19 protein-coding genes and 1 tRNA gene are annotated in these 14,450 nt (G+C 62.9%); 17 read left to right on the top strand and 3 right to left on the bottom strand.

The window, feature by feature from the left end; translation table 11 throughout:
* Positions 1-137: 137 nt before the first annotated feature.
* The 9 genes from ssuD to BCEP18194_RS13685 all read left to right on the top strand — a co-directional run bounded on the left by ssuD (position 138) and on the right by BCEP18194_RS13685 (position 6,335).
* The gene (ssuD, locus tag BCEP18194_RS13645) at positions 138-1,295 is read left to right on the top strand and encodes an FMNH2-dependent alkanesulfonate monooxygenase (protein WP_011351859.1); all 1,158 of its coding nucleotides are present in this window, start codon (positions 138-140) and stop codon (positions 1,293-1,295) included.
* Between the two features lie 17 nt (positions 1,296-1,312).
* On the top strand, positions 1,313-2,125 hold the full coding sequence (gene ssuC / locus BCEP18194_RS13650) for an aliphatic sulfonate ABC transporter permease SsuC (RefSeq protein ID WP_011351860.1): 813 nt from the start codon (positions 1,313-1,315) through the stop codon (positions 2,123-2,125).
* Complete coding sequence (locus tag BCEP18194_RS13655) at positions 2,122-3,081, top strand: ATP-binding cassette domain-containing protein (RefSeq protein WP_011351861.1); 960 nt, start codon at positions 2,122-2,124, stop codon at positions 3,079-3,081. The genes ssuC and BCEP18194_RS13655 overlap by 4 nt, the downstream gene beginning before the upstream one ends.
* 57 nt (positions 3,082-3,138) lie before the next feature.
* A complete protein-coding gene (locus BCEP18194_RS13660) occupies positions 3,139-3,354 on the top strand; it encodes a TOBE domain-containing protein (RefSeq protein WP_011351862.1) in 216 nt (71 codons plus the stop codon).
* 142 nt (positions 3,355-3,496) lie between these two features.
* Positions 3,497-3,694: a hypothetical protein gene (locus tag BCEP18194_RS13665; protein WP_011351863.1), complete on the top strand. Its 198-nt coding sequence runs from the start codon at positions 3,497-3,499 to the stop codon at positions 3,692-3,694.
* Between the two features lie 55 nt (positions 3,695-3,749).
* A complete protein-coding gene (locus tag BCEP18194_RS13670; protein ID WP_011351864.1) occupies positions 3,750-3,995 on the top strand; it encodes a hypothetical protein in 246 nt (81 codons plus the stop codon).
* Positions 3,996-4,125: 130 nt separating this feature from the next.
* Positions 4,126-5,112 carry a tRNA dihydrouridine(20/20a) synthase DusA gene (gene dusA, locus BCEP18194_RS13675; RefSeq protein ID WP_041492821.1) on the top strand — a complete coding sequence of 329 codons (987 nt, stop codon included), beginning with the start codon at positions 4,126-4,128 and terminating at the stop codon, positions 5,110-5,112.
* Positions 5,113-5,169: 57 nt separating this feature from the next.
* Positions 5,170-5,245, top strand: a tRNA-His gene (locus BCEP18194_RS13680).
* A gap of 643 nt (positions 5,246-5,888) precedes the next feature.
* Complete coding sequence (locus BCEP18194_RS13685) at positions 5,889-6,335, top strand: hypothetical protein (RefSeq protein WP_157687168.1); 447 nt, start codon at positions 5,889-5,891, stop codon at positions 6,333-6,335.
* A gap of 327 nt (positions 6,336-6,662) precedes the next feature.
* Here BCEP18194_RS13685 and BCEP18194_RS42060 read toward each other — a convergent pair whose 3' ends face one another.
* Entirely contained in the window at positions 6,663-7,463 is an 801-nt protein-coding gene (locus tag BCEP18194_RS42060; protein WP_011351866.1) for a VUT family protein, read from the bottom strand.
* A gap of 541 nt (positions 7,464-8,004) precedes the next feature.
* Here BCEP18194_RS42060 and BCEP18194_RS13695 point away from each other — a divergent pair.
* Positions 8,005-8,520, top strand: a complete 516-nt coding sequence (locus BCEP18194_RS13695) for a GNAT family N-acetyltransferase (protein WP_011351867.1) — start codon at positions 8,005-8,007, stop codon at positions 8,518-8,520.
* A gap of 75 nt (positions 8,521-8,595) precedes the next feature.
* On the opposite strand, the gene BCEP18194_RS13700 is transcribed toward BCEP18194_RS13695, so the two are convergent.
* Complete coding sequence (locus BCEP18194_RS13700) at positions 8,596-9,060, bottom strand: plasmid fertility inhibition factor family protein (RefSeq protein WP_011351868.1); 465 nt, start codon at positions 9,058-9,060, stop codon at positions 8,596-8,598.
* A 461-nt stretch (positions 9,061-9,521) separates the two neighbouring features.
* On the opposite strand from BCEP18194_RS13700, the gene BCEP18194_RS13705 reads away from it, so the two are divergent.
* Together BCEP18194_RS13705 and BCEP18194_RS13710 are read left to right on the top strand one after the other, a co-directional pair.
* Entirely contained in the window at positions 9,522-9,782 is a 261-nt protein-coding gene (locus tag BCEP18194_RS13705; RefSeq protein WP_244272953.1) for a hypothetical protein, read from the top strand.
* 209 nt (positions 9,783-9,991) lie between these two features.
* Complete coding sequence (locus tag BCEP18194_RS13710; protein ID WP_011351870.1) at positions 9,992-10,618, top strand: hypothetical protein; 627 nt, start codon at positions 9,992-9,994, stop codon at positions 10,616-10,618.
* A gap of 430 nt (positions 10,619-11,048) precedes the next feature.
* On the opposite strand, the gene BCEP18194_RS13715 is transcribed toward BCEP18194_RS13710, so the two are convergent.
* Positions 11,049-11,792 (bottom strand): DUF695 domain-containing protein, encoded by a 744-nt coding sequence (locus tag BCEP18194_RS13715; RefSeq protein WP_011351871.1) that lies wholly within the window; start codon positions 11,790-11,792, stop codon positions 11,049-11,051.
* An 86-nt stretch (positions 11,793-11,878) separates the two neighbouring features.
* Between BCEP18194_RS13715 and BCEP18194_RS13720 the strand changes: the two genes are divergently transcribed.
* The 5 genes from BCEP18194_RS13720 (at position 11,879) to BCEP18194_RS13735 (ending at position 14,425) form a co-directional block, all read left to right on the top strand.
* A complete protein-coding gene (locus tag BCEP18194_RS13720; RefSeq protein ID WP_011351872.1) occupies positions 11,879-12,262 on the top strand; it encodes a VOC family protein in 384 nt (127 codons plus the stop codon).
* A gap of 46 nt (positions 12,263-12,308) precedes the next feature.
* Positions 12,309-12,617, top strand: a complete 309-nt coding sequence (locus BCEP18194_RS13725) for a hypothetical protein (protein ID WP_011351873.1) — start codon at positions 12,309-12,311, stop codon at positions 12,615-12,617.
* A gap of 208 nt (positions 12,618-12,825) precedes the next feature.
* Complete coding sequence (locus BCEP18194_RS39620; RefSeq protein WP_081436635.1) at positions 12,826-13,068, top strand: hypothetical protein; 243 nt, start codon at positions 12,826-12,828, stop codon at positions 13,066-13,068.
* Between the two features lie 178 nt (positions 13,069-13,246).
* Positions 13,247-13,789, top strand: coding sequence for a hypothetical protein (locus tag BCEP18194_RS13730; protein ID WP_041493060.1), 543 nt, complete (start codon positions 13,247-13,249; stop codon positions 13,787-13,789).
* A gap of 162 nt (positions 13,790-13,951) precedes the next feature.
* Entirely contained in the window at positions 13,952-14,425 is a 474-nt protein-coding gene (locus BCEP18194_RS13735; RefSeq protein ID WP_011351876.1) for a VOC family protein, read from the top strand.
* Positions 14,426-14,450 lie beyond the last annotated feature (25 nt).

Here is a 14,450-nt window from a genome sequence, read left to right on the forward strand (position 1 = left end):
GTCCTCGCCCGCTGCACGGCCTGACCGGCGAGCCATCCCGATTCGAACGCACACCATGCATGCGCCGCTCATTCGCGACGCGAGCAGGGCGGTGTTTTTTCCAAATTCCGGCAAGGACAGTCAAGCAGGAGCAGCAGATGAATGTGTTCTGGTTTATCCCCACGCACGGCGACAGCCGCTATCTCGGTACGGCCGAAGGTGCGCGCGCCGCGGATTACGATTACTTCAAGCAGGTCGCGGTGGCGGCCGATACGCTCGGCTACGAGGGTGTGCTGCTGCCGACGGGCCGTTCCTGCGAGGATGCGTGGGTCGTTGCATCGAGCCTGATCCCGGCGACGCAGCGCCTGAAGTTCCTGGTCGCGATCCGTCCCGGCATCGCATCGCCGGGGCTGTCGGCGCGGATGGCCGCGACGTTCGACCGCCTGTCGGGTGGCCGCCTGCTGATCAACGTCGTGACGGGCGGCGATGCCGCCGAGCTCGAAGGTGACGGCCTGTTCGCGGATCACGACACGCGCTATGAAATTACCGACGACTTCCTGAACATCTGGCGCGGGCTGCTGTCCGCGTCGCACGACAACGGCGGGTTCGACTACATCGGCAAGCACTTGCAGTCGAAGGGCGGCAAGGCGCTTTATCCGCCCGTGCAGCGTCCGCATCCGCCGCTGTGGTTCGGCGGTTCGTCGCCGGCTGCGCATGAGATCGCGGCCGATCACATCGACACCTACCTGACCTGGGGCGAGCCGCCCGCTGCCGTTGCAAAGAAGATCGCCGATATTCGCGCCCGCGCGGAGGCACGGGGCCGCAAGATCAAGTTCGGTATTCGTCTGCACGTGATCGTGCGCGAGACCGAAGATGAAGCATGGCGCGACGCCGAGCGCCTGATCAGCCGCCTCGACGACGAAACCATCGCACGTGCGCAGAAGGCGTTCGCGAACATGGATTCGGAAGGCCAGCGCCGGATGGCCGCGCTGCACGGCGGCAAGCGCGGCGGCCGCGAGGCGCTCGAGGTGTATCCGAACCTGTGGGCAGGCGTCGGTCTCGTGCGCGGCGGCGCGGGCACCGCGCTCGTCGGCAATCCGGAGCAGGTCGCGGAGCGCATGCGCGAGTATGCGGATCTCGGTATCGAGACCTTCATCTTGTCCGGCTATCCGCACCTGGAAGAGTCGTACCGGTTCGCGGAACTCGTGTTCCCGCTGATCAAGGGCAACGGCGCGGCGAAGGCGACCGGCCCGCTGTCGGGCCCGTTCGGCGAGATCGTCGGCAACAGCTATCTGCCGAAAGCGGCCCAGAGCTGAGCAACAGGAGGCCTGCGATGACAACGAAAACGTCGACGACGGGCGCGGCCGTGGCCGCCCGCGCATGGCGCGGCGTCGCACCGTGGCTCGTGCCGCTTGCGCTGCTGGTGGCATGGGAAGTCGGTGCGCGCATCGGCTGGCTGTCGACCCGCGTGCTGCCCGAACCCGTGGCGGTCGTGCGAGCGGCCTGGTCGCTCGTGACGTCGGGTGAAATGTGGGCGAACGTGAAGGTCAGCACCTGGCGTGCGCTGTTCGGGTTCGCGATCGGCGGTGGCGTCGGTCTCGCGCTGGGGCTCGCGACCGGCTTGTCGAAGGCAGCCGAGGTCGCGCTCGATTCGACGATCCAGATGATCCGCAACATCCCGGCGCTCGCGATGATTCCGCTGGTGATCCTGTGGTTCGGCATCGACGAGAAGGCGAAGCTGTTCCTCGTTGCGCTCGGGGTGTTCTTCCCGGTCTACATCAACACGTATCACGGGATCCGCTCGGTCGACGCGAACCTGATCGAGATGGCGAAGAGCTATGGCGTGCGCGGCTTTGCGCTGTACCGCGACGTGATCCTGCCCGGTGCGTTGCCGTCGATCCTTGTCGGCGTGCGCTTTGCGCTCGGGCTGATGTGGGTGATGCTGATCGTCGCGGAAACGATCTCCGCGCAATCGGGCATCGGCTACATGACGATGAACGCACGTGAATTCCTGCAAACCGACGTGGTGGTGGTCGGCATCCTGCTGTACGCGGTGCTCGGCAAGCTGGCCGACGTGCTGGCGAAATGGCTCGAGCGCGTGACGCTGCGCTGGCACCCCGCTTATCAATCAGGAGCAAAGGCATGAATGCGACGACTTCGGCGGCCGCCTACGGCCTGCTCGCCGGCGCAGACCTCGAGGCCGAACTGGCGCAGGCGCGTGTCGCGGACGGCGACGCGCGGGACGCGGCGGTCCTTGAACGTGACGGCAGTGCATCCGTCGTTCCGCTCGCGCGGCGACGGCCAGGCAGCCCGGTATCCGACGATGCAGTGACACTGTCGGGCGTCAGCAAGCGCTTCGGCGCACGCACGGTGCTCGACAACGTCGAGCTCGGCATCGCGCGCGGCAGCTTCGTCGCGATCGTCGGCCGTAGCGGCTGCGGGAAATCGACCCTGCTGCGCCTCGTTGCCGGGCTCGAGCAGCCGAGCAGCGGCGCGCTCGAGACGCGCGGCGAAGGTGGTGGCGAACTGGATACGCGGATCATGTACCAGGATGCGCGCCTGCTGCCGTGGAAGACCGTGCTGCAGAACGTGATGCTGGGCCTCGGGCGCGGCGCGCGCGACCAGGCACGCGCGGTGCTCGATGAAGTCGGCCTGCTGGAGCGTGCGAACGACTGGCCCGCGCAACTGTCGGGCGGCCAGCGGCAGCGTGTCGCACTGGCCCGCGCGCTCGTGCACCGGCCCCAACTGCTGTTGCTCGACGAGCCGCTCGGCGCGCTCGACGCGCTGACCCGCATCGAGATGCATGCGCTGATCGAGCGGTTGTGGCGTGAGCACCGGTTCACCGCGCTCCTCGTCACGCACGATGTGCAGGAGGCCGTCGCGCTCGGCGACCGCATCCTGCTTATCGAGCAGGGACGAGTGGCGCTGGATCAGCCGGTGCCGCTCGACCGGCCGCGCGCCCGTGCATCGGCGGCATTTGCGGCGCTGGAGGATCGCGTGCTGAAACGCGTGCTCGCCGGCGGGCCCGGTGTGTCCGACCACGGCGCACCCCATGAGGCAGACAACGTTCGACCGGTCGGGCAGATCCGCTGGGCCGTTTAAATCCGGGCGGCAGCGGCCGCCCGTTCTGAGATCTTTTTCTTCGGAGCGATCAACCTGATGAGCATCATCGCAATCAACGTACGTAACCAGTTCAAGGGCAAGGTCAAGGAGATCATTCGCGGATCGGTGGTCTCCGAGGTCGACGTCGAGACGCCGTTCGGCATCGTCACGTCGGTGATCACGACCCGTTCGGTTGACGAACTCGAACTGAAGGTGGGCGCGGAAGTCGTCGCGCTCGTGAAATCGACCGAAGTATCGATCGCGCGCCTCTGAGCCCGCGTGTCCTGCACCGACGCGGCGCCGCGGGCAACCTGCCCGTTGGCGCCGCCCGGCATTTGCGCAGCGCGTTTGCCTTGGTATTCGACGTCCGGGCGAAGTGCTAGGATGGAGCGACACCGATGCTGGAGGCCAACGCATGACCCCCATCCTTTCCCCCGAAGCCATCGAGGCGCTGAAATGGATCGACCAGTTCGGTGAAAGCCGGCCGGTTCCCGCTGCGTTCGGCGACGTCGTCTACGCGTTGCTGAACGAGGGGCTGATCTACCAGGCAGCGGCCGACCGGGTCGACCTGACGGCCGATGGCAAATCCTTTTTATCCGACGAATACGATTGAGCGCCCGGCGCCGGCCGCGTGGGCGGCCTGGCGCTGCGTCGCCACGGAGCGTGCGATGGAACCGAGAGGCAGCGACCTCGGCGATTTCAGCGAGCCGTATCGCGGTTTCGAGATCGAGGTGAAGACCGAGCAGGTCTGGGACGGCGAGCATGCGCATTACCGCGTGCTGCAGGGCGATGCCGTGCGGATCGACTGGCGGCTCGTCAAGGTCGACGGGATACTGCTGACCGAACGACGCGTGATCGAGCGCGTGCTCGACGAGGCGCGGCGGGCGGTCGATGCGGAGCTGGGCGAGGGGTAGCACGCGTGTCGGGCAGGCAGGGCCCGTGTTGCGGTAAAATGCCGGGTTGTTTCCGTGCCGTCTGGCCTGTTGCCCGAAATCCATGTCCGTACCGTCTTCGCTTCCTCCCCGCCGCGTATCCGTCGCGCCCATGCTCGACTGGACCGATCGCCATTGCCGGTCGTTCCACCGTACGCTGACGCGCGACACGTGGCTGTATACGGAGATGATCACGACGGGCGCGCTGCTGTTCGGCGATGCCCAGCGGCATCTCGCGTTCACGCCGAACGAATCGCCGGTCGCGCTTCAACTAGGCGGCAGCGAGCGCGACGATCTCGCGCGCGCGGCGAAGCTCGGCGAGCAGTGGGGCTACGACGAAATCAACCTGAATTGCGGATGCCCGTCGGAGCGCGTGCAGCGCGGCGCGTTCGGCGCGTGCCTGATGAACGAGCCGTCGCTCGTCGCCGACTGCGTGAAGGCGATGCGCGACGCGGTGTCGGTGCCGGTCACGGTCAAGCACCGGATCGGGGTCGACGCGGTCGAAGACTACGCATTCGTGCGCGACTTCGTCGGCACGGTGGCCGAGGCTGGCTGCGAAACGTTCGTCGTGCATGCGCGCAATGCGATCCTGAAGGGGCTGTCGCCGAAGGAGAATCGCGAGATCCCGCCGCTCAAGTACGACTATGCGTATCAGTTGAAGCGCGATTTTCCGTCGCTCGAGATCGTCATCAACGGTGGCATCACGACGCTCGACGAGGTTGCGCAGCATCTCGAGCATGTCGACGGCGTGATGCTCGGCCGCGAGGCGTATCACAACCCGTACGTGCTCGCGGAGGTTGATGCGCGCTTCTACGGATCGACCGAAGCGGTGCCGACGCGCGAAGAGGCCGAGGCAAAGCTGATCGAATACTGCGCGGCCGAACTGAAGCGCGGGACCTACCTCGGCGCGATCGTGCGGCACGCGCTCGGGCTGTATCGCGGCATGCCCGGCGCACGCGGTTGGCGTCGTGTGCTGTCCGACAACAAGAAGCTTGCGCGTGCCGATCTGGCCGTGTTCGACGAGGCGCGCGCGCATCTGAACGAGGCCGAAGAAGTTTTTGCAAAAAAAGCTTTGCAAGATTCAAAAGTGTTCGTATAATCTTGTTCTTCGCTGCTGAAACACAAAAGCAGCGAAGAACAAAAAGCAGTAACAGTGGTGGCTGTAGCTCAGTTGGTAGAGTCCAGGATTGTGATTCCTGTCGTCGTGGGTTCGAGTCCCATCAGCCACCCCAAAGAATGCATTAACAAAACAGGCGCTTAGGCGCCTGTTTTGCTTTGCGCGGGACAACTCGGGGACAATAACGTCGATTCGAGTCTCGCCATCTCCAGAGCGTTCTGCTCGCCATCCATTCACTTCGCGTACGTTGTCTGAACCGTCACGATATTGTGCTCGGGTTGAATCGCGCACAGGGTCGGTGTCATGCCGGCGCGGCATATTGCTGTCGCGCGTGGCCATACCGTACGTCGTCTCGGCGGCGTCGCGTATTTCGAGCAGCTTCAAACAGGTATTCGAAGTGGCATCGAAACACGCTCATCTTCTCGGTGCGTGCCGTACCTCAGGTTGCAGCGTCAGGAATCTGCGTGAACGAGCGCAGCCGTTCCAATGCGCCGAGAGGAGCAGCCGATCAACTTTTCAGTTCCGTTTTATGTACTCAACGATGGCAGCATAGCTGCAGCGAGAGGCGGTGACGGCGCGGCCATCGACTGACGGCGCTGGAATAATGCGCGCAGATGGTGGCACAGCGTCCGTCGGGAATTGACGGGTTCCGCACGTTTAGAATTCGAGTCTTTTCGGACAATCCATGCGCTGAAAGAATAGGGATGTGATCCAGGGCAATGGAACGGCAAACACATTCAAGGCACAAGGTTATGGCTATGGCGACTTTCAGGGTGGTGAGGGCGTCGTTTTACGTGCTCGCTGGAGTCGCTCCGGCGATGCCGTTGCAGATACTGTCGTGGTTTGTGTTTATCTTCTCTTTGCTGGATTCAGGCGTGGATTGGCCCACAGCGTGTTTTTTCCTTTTGTCTAATGCAGGCAGCATTGGCTTGCTTCTCACAACGTGCGTTTTGCCTCAGAAGGCACGCATCAAGCATGTTGCGGGAGTCATCGTTCTGTTGATCTGCGGGAGCGCCGCCAGCTTGCCGTCGGCCATTGATTCGGTGCTGAAAATCATGGATAACCACCGAGTCGGTTACCACATGCATCCAGTGGATTTTGGTGACTTTGCCATTATTGCTTGCAACGTTGTGGCGATCGTCTATCTGTTCGAAGCCCTTGCGGCACTGCGTGCGAGACGCTTGGCCGGGCTTCTCGCACGATAGGCTCTGATACCTCACCCTCCCCGCAACACATCGCGCGCCGCGAGCAGGTGCCTCAGGCGCTGAAGCGCCGTGCGTATCGACCTTCATCCATTAAAGCGTCGTCGCCTATGTCTGGACCGATGGCCCTCGGCCATCTTTGAGTACGGCCAATCGAGGCTTCGATGGCGTTGACTCGGGGCCGTGTTCGCCGTCCTTCCTATTTGTTGTTTCCCGTTCGGCGCTGTGCTTATCCGGTTCACTGCGCTGCAGATCGGGCATTGTGCTCTTTTGGCGTTCGGATAGGCGAGTAGATGAACGAAGTGAAGCCGCGGAAAAGCAAACCCGTCCTCAATGATCACTCACATTGCTCGCGATTCCCGCCTGAACCGTCCGGGTGTTTCTAAATACCACCCACGACCACAAAGCACCGCCAGCCACCTTTGCGACGAACTGCAACGCGGCGATCGTCGGAAACACTGCACCGAACGCAATAAGCGGAAAGACGATGGAGTCGACAGCCGCACCCGCGACGTTCGCGCCGTTTGCGCGCGCCAGTATCGGAAAGCGACGTGCGAGTTGAAACACGATTGCACTTGCCAGGGCTGCCGAACCGAACGCTACGAGAGACGCGAGGGCGATTTCCTTGGCGGCGGGATTGAGCGCGTAACTGACGACGCCGGCCGCCGCGATCAACGCAAACATCCGTGACCAAAGCGCGCGGCCGCGCCAGTCCAGGTGGAGCCGGTCGCGAATCGCGAGATCGAGTCCGATCAGAAAGAACGCGATGATCGGTGTGGCAGCCGGTCCGAAATGAGCGACCATCAGATTCGCGACAGCGACTGCTGCGATATAGATCAAGACGTACATGATTTCCCTGCGGTAAAGAGTGCGCGCTGCGTCGATTCGGAGCCGAAGTTTGCCATACATGGCTGATTGAACGGACTGGCGCTTCGCGACGAGCAAACCGGGTGGAACTGCGCGCGATTGGCGGACGGCCAGAGTCGGGAGCGACAGGATATCGTCACTGCGTCGCCGGTTTTCATCAACGGATCTTCGATGCGAGATTGTATGGCTGTATCCAGACGGCGTGACGTTGCGAAGTTTTCTTTCCGCACTAAGGTTAGCGCGCCCCGTGCCGTTATCTTCCATGGACAGCCCTCGTGCCTCGAATGCTGATCCGTTTTCTTGCCTGCTCGCGTTCCGCGTGAGCAGGCTTTTTTCGTTTATGGTCGCTCGTTGGCGCATGAATGGCGGAATGGAACAGGGACTTGGCGTGAATCGACAACGCGCAACAGTCTTACATTGGTGTAATGTATCGACTTCCTCGTGCCCGCATGCTTTGCAGGGCCGTTCGATCCCGACGACCAATGACGGTGTCGGGATTTTTTTTGCCTGCATCCCGTTGCGCTGGCAACGAGTTCAGGAGCCGGCCCGCGGCGCGAACCGATCGAACGCGACACACAGGCGTGGCCCACGCGATCACGCCGACGATGCTCGCGATCGCATATCCGATCGTTCCGAAGAGACGTCGCATCGTTTGATTTCCCCAAAGACCATCTTCCGTCGTCCCGGGTCAGGCCGACACGGTATCGTTCGAGCACGGCGACGTCGAGGGTTGCATGCCACAACGCGCGGTATATTTTGCGGCGAGACGTCCGATCAACAGAACACGCCGAAGGAGTGACCACCGATGCCGGAAACCCGGGCCACGCTGCGTGCCGCGACAGCGCAGGACGCAAACCACATCGCTCGCCTGCACACGCTGAGCTGGCAAACCGCATACAGCCACATCCTGCCGGCGGCCTACTTGTCCGACGAGGTGCCGGCAGAACACGCGATCCGGTGGCGGCAATATCTCGATCGCAATGAAAAAGAGTGGGGCCTCGTGCTGATCGCCGAGGCGGACGGCGAGCCCGTGGGCTTCGTCAGCGCCGAGCGCCCCGTCGATCCGGCGCTTGGCGTGCTGCTCGACTGCCTGCATGTCCATCCTTCGTATCGCGGAAGCGGCACGGGCAAGCGCATGATCGAAGCCGTTCGCGCCTGGGCGCGCACGCTCGGCGTGGACACGGTCCACCTGAGGGTGCTGGCGGACAACGAACGCGCGATCGGCTTCTATGAGCACAACAGTTGGCAACTGGCGGGTATCGAAACAAGCCGCATCGGCCAGACGGAGGTCACCGACCGGATCTACGCGATACGGGCGTAGCGGCCTGGCGATATTCGCGCGAGCAGCCGCATGAGGTGCGGCCCTCGCCGGGCAAAAGTCGAACGTATTCCGTCGTTACTCGCCGCAGTACCGCACGAGCAGATCGGCTTCCGTCTCGTGCACCTCGACGGGCAGGGTCGTTGCGCCTGCGTAGGCAAGATAGCGCGCGCGATGCTGGCCGTTGCGGAACGACGCAACGCCGACTTTCGACAGGCCGGGGATACCGAGCAGCGTTCGTGTTCTTGTCTCGCGAAACGTGATGTACGGCATGTCCGGAATCCGGTCCTGTTCAGGATCGAGAAATTCGCGAATGCCCGCGGCCTTTCCAGGGGCCCAGTACAGAACGGACGGCAATACGTAGTCCGTCGTGTCTCGGTCGGCGCATGCCAGCAGTTTCGTCAGGTCGATCGTCACGACTCGGTGTCGCGTATCGTCTGACGAGAATACCCGCTTGAGATGCGTATAGGCATAGGGGGCGTGCCCGGGAAGCTGGATAACCCAGACTTCTACGCCATTCTCCTGTGCGTGGGCGAGTGCCATTGTTTCCTCTGGTGTTGCAAGCGACCTTATTGATTCCAGTTTAGCAGCGCGATTGTGGTGGCGAAGCAGGGCAATACCCGGAATAGGAAAGCGGAGCGATTCGCGGCACAACCTGAACCGCGAGCAAAGGCGGAGAGGGGAAGGGTAGGTAAATCGGATGCGGTCATGTGTCGGCGATCGATATCGACAGGTCACGAGAATATCGCGATACTGCCAGCGGATATGACGCACCGCGCGAATTTCATCGAAGATTCACATGGTGTCTCGAAACCCGGTGCGTGCGGCTCACCATGAGAACAGAGAGGTCAGATTGACCGGAGAAAACGATGTCCTCGAAACTTGAGATCGAGTACCTCGATTACTGTTTCACCGCGATGCTCGAAATCCGAGAGTCCGGTCGGACAGGCGTTGTCGACTGGCATCTCGAATCCGATTCGCGAAGCAAGACGCTTGCGTGGATCGTGTTCGACCGCTTTCTCGAGCGGCATGATTTCGTCGATGAAGAGGATGCGCGTGCCAACATCGTCGATTGGCTGGAGCGGCTGGCCGATCCGAGATCGGGCGCGTCGGTCGAAATGGCGAAGGTGAATGCGGTTGCTGCCGGGGCCGTGGCGACGGGCGCATCAACCACATCGACTGCCGAAATCGTCGGCGAAACAGTCATCGATATCGCCAGCGATCTCGACTGGATCGAGATGGTTGCGGAATGGCTGTTCAGCTGACCGTCACGATGACGAAACCCGGTTGTCACGACGCGAATTCCTGTGTTCGCCAAACGCGGCTTGGAAAAAACGGTGCAGAAAAATGAAGCCCGAATCGTGTCGATCGGAAAAATAGAATAAACCTGCTTTGACAACACCTGCGACTTACCAGAAACTTTGCCCGGGCCTGACAATATCCGATTGAATTAAAACAAAATAAAACGCCATACATGAAAAGAAGAACGCTGCTGACGGCAGGCGCGATCATTGTCGCTGCCGGCCTGACAGGCTGCACTGCAATGCTGTTCGAAGACAGTCATTACGAAGAGACGGTCGACCGATTCCTCGTCAGCGAGGACGGCAAGAAATTCGTCGTGCTCGGCAAGAAATATCACTACATCTTCGATATGCCGGAGCATCTCGGCGCCGTGCTGGCATCGCCTTACCGGAAGTCGATCAATACGTCGCTATTTGGGTTCGTCGCGCAGGGCAGCAAGATCTCGGGCGAGTTTTCGCTGCGGCTCCACCGCAATGACATGACCGACGAGGATTGGGATCGCGCGCTGGAGGATGGCTTCACGAAGCTTGGAAGCGTAGATCTGGGGATGACGGGTGCGCTGGCCGGATCGCGCTATCTCGCCGATGGTTTTGCGCAGGGCATGACATGGTCGTCGTTTACCCATTCGTACAAGATCCAGGTCACCGATCGTATCACGACGGCGGGCAAGGCCGTACGCGTGCTCGCGACGCCCGTCACGCTCGCGGCCGACGGCGTGATGATGCTCGGGGCCGTGGTGCTGTCGCCCATCATCGTGGTGATGCTCGCGCCGGTCGCGGGCGTTGCGCTCGGGCCGTGATGCAATCTGCGCGGCACGCGAGCGAACCAATTGCTGCGGCATTGTCACCAAATGGTGAGTTGCCGCACAGATCGTTGCGCGGCCCGCGCTCACAATTTGGCCGGTTGACCGTTCTTCCCCGGCCCGGTCAACCGTTTCCCCGCTCGCTCGCGCAGGAGCGGGGGCTTTTTGCCCGTCCGACGCCGGAAGGTTGCGTCGGCGGAACCGGACAGGCGTCTGGCGGGCGGCGTAATCGCATCGGTTGCGCGCCCCGGCATCCGGTCGCCTGATCCGCACGAATCGCTTTCCTCGTGCCTGAGCGAACCCTCAGGCCCATCGCCGGTTTCGACCGGTGATGCCTTGGTCCCGGCGGCGCGCAAGTCGGCCGCCGGGATATTTTTTGCGCCGGATGCATTGCATCACGTGTGGCGCAGCGGGCAAGTCAACCCGCTCAGCCAGCCTGCTCGACGCTGGTTTCCCATCCGTCGTATTCCCCTCCAAGCGAACGGACTTCGCGGTTGATTGCGACCGTATGGCCCGTAATGTCGGCCAGTGCCATCGTGCCTTCATGCGAAAACCGTACGGCCGACTTGCCGTCTTCGGTGGGCGCAACCGACTCGACCGGATAACCTTTCGCTTCGGCCCAGTCCGCGAACTGATGTGCGTCGCTCGGGTCGGGGAAGTACGCCCAGTGCATCACGCGCCGGCTTACATCGCTGGCGTCGCCTTTCTTCCGCAATTCGTCCAGCACGCGCATGTCGCGCATGATCAGCCAGTCGTCGTCGGTCGGGTAGAGCGTTTGCCAGTACGCGTCCTTGTCCGGATCGTCCTGGTGCGCGTACTGCAGTGCGTAGGGTGTCTGATCGGCCAGCGCGTCGACAATCTCCGCCGCTGCCTCTTCGTCGAACGGCACATAGAACAGGAAATCGCGATGGCCGTCGACGGTGATGCGGCCAACTTGCACGCCACCTTTCGCGGCGATCGTGGCGTCGAGCAGATCCTCGATCGTCGCGAGACCGGCGAATTCGTCGCCGGTCGGCAGGCCTTCCTGCGTCGGATGCGCAAAGGGGACGCGCACGCTGAGCAGTGACGTGCGCGGATCGCCTTCGGCGATTTCCGCAAAGCTGTGGTTGAAGCTGATGAAAGCCTGATGGTCGCCCATTCTGGCAGGGAAGGTTCCCCAGGCGTCGGTCATGTGTTTCTCCCGTGCACGATTGTCTGTTGACGGTTGTAAAGCGTCCCAATGTATCATCGAAAATCGCGTTGGCCGGAGAAGCGCACATGATCGCGAGTCTGGGCATCCTGGTGCCGGTCGAAGACGATCGCTTCCGGGCGGTGGTGGATTTCTATCGTTTGGCGCTCGCGCTGCCCGTGCATTCCGAAGGCGTGTCGGCGGCGGGGAATCCGTGGCATCGCTTTGTCGTGGACGGAGCGACGCTGACCATTCATACGGGCCGTGGTGGCGAGTTTCCGTACCCGGAGTTTCGACCGACCGGCCACGGCATTGCGCTGGCCATCGAAGTCGCGCATGTCTCGGAAGCCATTGCGCGACTTGAATCGTGCCGCGTCGGCATCCTGAACGAGTGGGACTACGGAGACGGCACGATCGCGATTTCCGTGGCGGATCCGGCGGGAAACGTCTGCGAGATCTGGGGCCGTCCGTGACCGCGCATCGGGACGGCCGGCGACAAAAAATTCGAAGGAGATGCCGATGTCGATGTTTGCGGTGAATGGAGTGCGAATCGATCCGCTCAGCGCGCGTGTGACGCACGTGCGCTGGGCGGCCGTGAATCCGGCTGACCGGTCGTGGGCGGCGACGCCTAGCGAGGCGCCAGTGGCGGACGTGGCGCGCGCGCTCGCGTCCGGTAACGATGTCCGCGCAATCTTCTCGGCATCGGACGACACTGCGATCGGGCCCAGGCTGAAACGCGTGCTGTATCGCGATGCATCGGAAGGGATCGAGCTCGACATCGATGCGACGAGCGAGTCGCGCACGCTGCGTGATCTGCCGCAAATCTGACCGGCGCGGCATGCGTCAGCGATAGCGGGTGTCGTCGCATGGATGGCGGTGACTGGCCGAACGGCCGGTCGCACGACGTCGATCGCGAGGAGTAGTATTGGATGATCGTCATGCTGCGTGGGCGGTTGCGCCGAACGGTCTGACGGGGCACGTGGTCTTCAGCGAGCCCGTTTTACCGGAAGCGAATATCGCAAACGCGTACGAGACCATGTCCAGACTGCTCATCGCCCCGTTGGCATCCGCTTTTTGTCTGGCGCTATCGGCTTGCCAGACCGCGCCCGAGTCGCCCCCGCTACCGTCGCCCGACACCGCGTCGGCTGCCGCGGCCGTTCCGGCATCGTCGCCGTCCGAGCCGATCCGTGGCGTCGGCCAGGCGCCTCATCTGGCCGGGCAGAGCCACTGGGCCATCGGTCAATGCACGACCAACGGCACCGTCAAGGTGTGCAACTGAACATGACCGATGGCGACGGAGCGTGGCCCATTCCGCGCGGACGAAGGCGCGTTGTCGTGCGTCGATGCTTGCGTTCGTCTATTCCGAACATTTTCGGTCGACAAGCTGTCTGTCTCGGCGTGTCGGTATGGTGTCCGACCTCGATGAGTCGGTTGTCGTCGATGTGAGCGATCGCGCGATGAACGATGAAGGCGAAACCACCGATTCAGGATGGCATGTCGATCCCGTTGCGGGAACCGTCGTCGGCCCGTTGCCGGTGATGCTGGCAGTCGACGGCCGGAGCCTGAAGAGAAGGGCGATTACGTGTGCGGTGCTGGCCGCCGTGATCCTGTGCGGCTATGCGGCCGCGCCGGCGCTCTGGCCGGTGGCGGCACTGGCCGTGCTGCTGGCGCTGGCGGGGGCCGCCTTCTTCGTGTCGTCGCGGCGCAGGATGGCGCTGCAGGTCGACGAGACGGGCTTCAGGCTGATCGGGGCCTTACGTGAACAACCCGTCACGCGATGGCGTGACGTCACCGAATTCCGGATCATCAGCGTTGCCGGGAATCGCTACATCGGCTACCAGTTTTCGGCGTTTTCATCGCGCACCAGGGTACCCGGTGGCGTGATGCTGCCGATTACCGCGTTTGCCGATCTTCCGCTCGATGCAGTGGCCGGATTGCTGGAGGCATGCCGTCGGCAGTTCGGCGTGCCGGACAACGAGGGCGACCGAACGGGCCGATGACGCCCGATGCAAGGAGCCGCCGCTCGCCGATACCCGAGACAACAAAAAAATGTCGGGCGCCGTGTCGATTTCCGCCGGGTTCGTCCGTCGTAGCATCGGAGGCGTGCGCATCGCGCGTCCGTCCCGATTCCGATACGACAATCGACCGAAGGAGCGATACCCATGTCCACGTCCGTCAAACCGATCCCGGAAGGGATGCGCACGCTGACGCCGCACCTGATCTGCGCCGGCGCAACAGCCGCCATCGACTTCTACAAGCGCGCGTTCAATGCGAGCGAACAGTTTCGCCTGGCGATGCCCGACGGCCGGCTCGCGCACGCGTGCCTCGTGATTGGCGATTCGACACTGATGCTGGTGGATGAAATGCCGGAGCACGGCGCGTTCGGGCCGAAGGCACTGAAAGGCACGCCGGTCTGCCTGCACCTGTACGTGCCGGACACCGACGCGGCGATCGCGAAGGCGGTCGAGGCCGGTGCGACGGTCACGATTCCGGCCGCCGACATGTTCTGGGGCGATCGTTACGGGCAGGTCGAGGATCCGTTCGGCCATCGCTGGTCGCTCGCGACGCACCAGCGCGACCTGACGCCCGAGCAGATCGCGGAGGCCATGGCCAGCGCGCCGCCGTGCGGAAGCTGACGCAACCACGCAAGCGCAGTTGAAC

The sequence above is a fragment of the Burkholderia lata genome (genome assembly GCF_000012945.1).
In the GTDB taxonomy this organism is placed as follows: domain Bacteria; phylum Pseudomonadota; class Gammaproteobacteria; order Burkholderiales; family Burkholderiaceae; genus Burkholderia; species Burkholderia lata.

Coding starts and splice junctions, on each gene's coding strand:
- ssuD (WP_011351859.1), top strand. CDS start 138: ATGAATGTGTTCTGGTTTATCCCCACGCACGGCGACAGCCGCTATCTC.
- ssuC (WP_011351860.1), top strand. CDS start 1,313: ATGACAACGAAAACGTCGACGACGGGCGCGGCCGTGGCCGCCCGCGCA.
- BCEP18194_RS13655 (WP_011351861.1), top strand. CDS start 2,122: ATGAATGCGACGACTTCGGCGGCCGCCTACGGCCTGCTCGCCGGCGCA.
- BCEP18194_RS13660 (WP_011351862.1), top strand. CDS start 3,139: ATGAGCATCATCGCAATCAACGTACGTAACCAGTTCAAGGGCAAGGTC.
- BCEP18194_RS13665 (WP_011351863.1), top strand. CDS start 3,497: ATGACCCCCATCCTTTCCCCCGAAGCCATCGAGGCGCTGAAATGGATC.
- BCEP18194_RS13670 (WP_011351864.1), top strand. CDS start 3,750: ATGGAACCGAGAGGCAGCGACCTCGGCGATTTCAGCGAGCCGTATCGC.
- dusA (WP_041492821.1), top strand. CDS start 4,126: ATGCTCGACTGGACCGATCGCCATTGCCGGTCGTTCCACCGTACGCTG.
- BCEP18194_RS13685 (WP_157687168.1), top strand. CDS start 5,889: ATGGCGACTTTCAGGGTGGTGAGGGCGTCGTTTTACGTGCTCGCTGGA.
- BCEP18194_RS42060 (WP_011351866.1), bottom strand. CDS start 7,463: ATGGAAGATAACGGCACGGGGCGCGCTAACCTTAGTGCGGAAAGAAAA.
- BCEP18194_RS13695 (WP_011351867.1), top strand. CDS start 8,005: ATGCCGGAAACCCGGGCCACGCTGCGTGCCGCGACAGCGCAGGACGCA.
- BCEP18194_RS13700 (WP_011351868.1), bottom strand. CDS start 9,060: ATGGCACTCGCCCACGCACAGGAGAATGGCGTAGAAGTCTGGGTTATC.
- BCEP18194_RS13710 (WP_011351870.1), top strand. CDS start 9,992: ATGAAAAGAAGAACGCTGCTGACGGCAGGCGCGATCATTGTCGCTGCC.
- BCEP18194_RS13715 (WP_011351871.1), bottom strand. CDS start 11,792: ATGACCGACGCCTGGGGAACCTTCCCTGCCAGAATGGGCGACCATCAG.
- BCEP18194_RS13720 (WP_011351872.1), top strand. CDS start 11,879: ATGATCGCGAGTCTGGGCATCCTGGTGCCGGTCGAAGACGATCGCTTC.
- BCEP18194_RS13725 (WP_011351873.1), top strand. CDS start 12,309: ATGTCGATGTTTGCGGTGAATGGAGTGCGAATCGATCCGCTCAGCGCG.
- BCEP18194_RS39620 (WP_081436635.1), top strand. CDS start 12,826: ATGTCCAGACTGCTCATCGCCCCGTTGGCATCCGCTTTTTGTCTGGCG.
- BCEP18194_RS13730 (WP_041493060.1), top strand. CDS start 13,247: ATGAACGATGAAGGCGAAACCACCGATTCAGGATGGCATGTCGATCCC.
- BCEP18194_RS13735 (WP_011351876.1), top strand. CDS start 13,952: ATGTCCACGTCCGTCAAACCGATCCCGGAAGGGATGCGCACGCTGACG.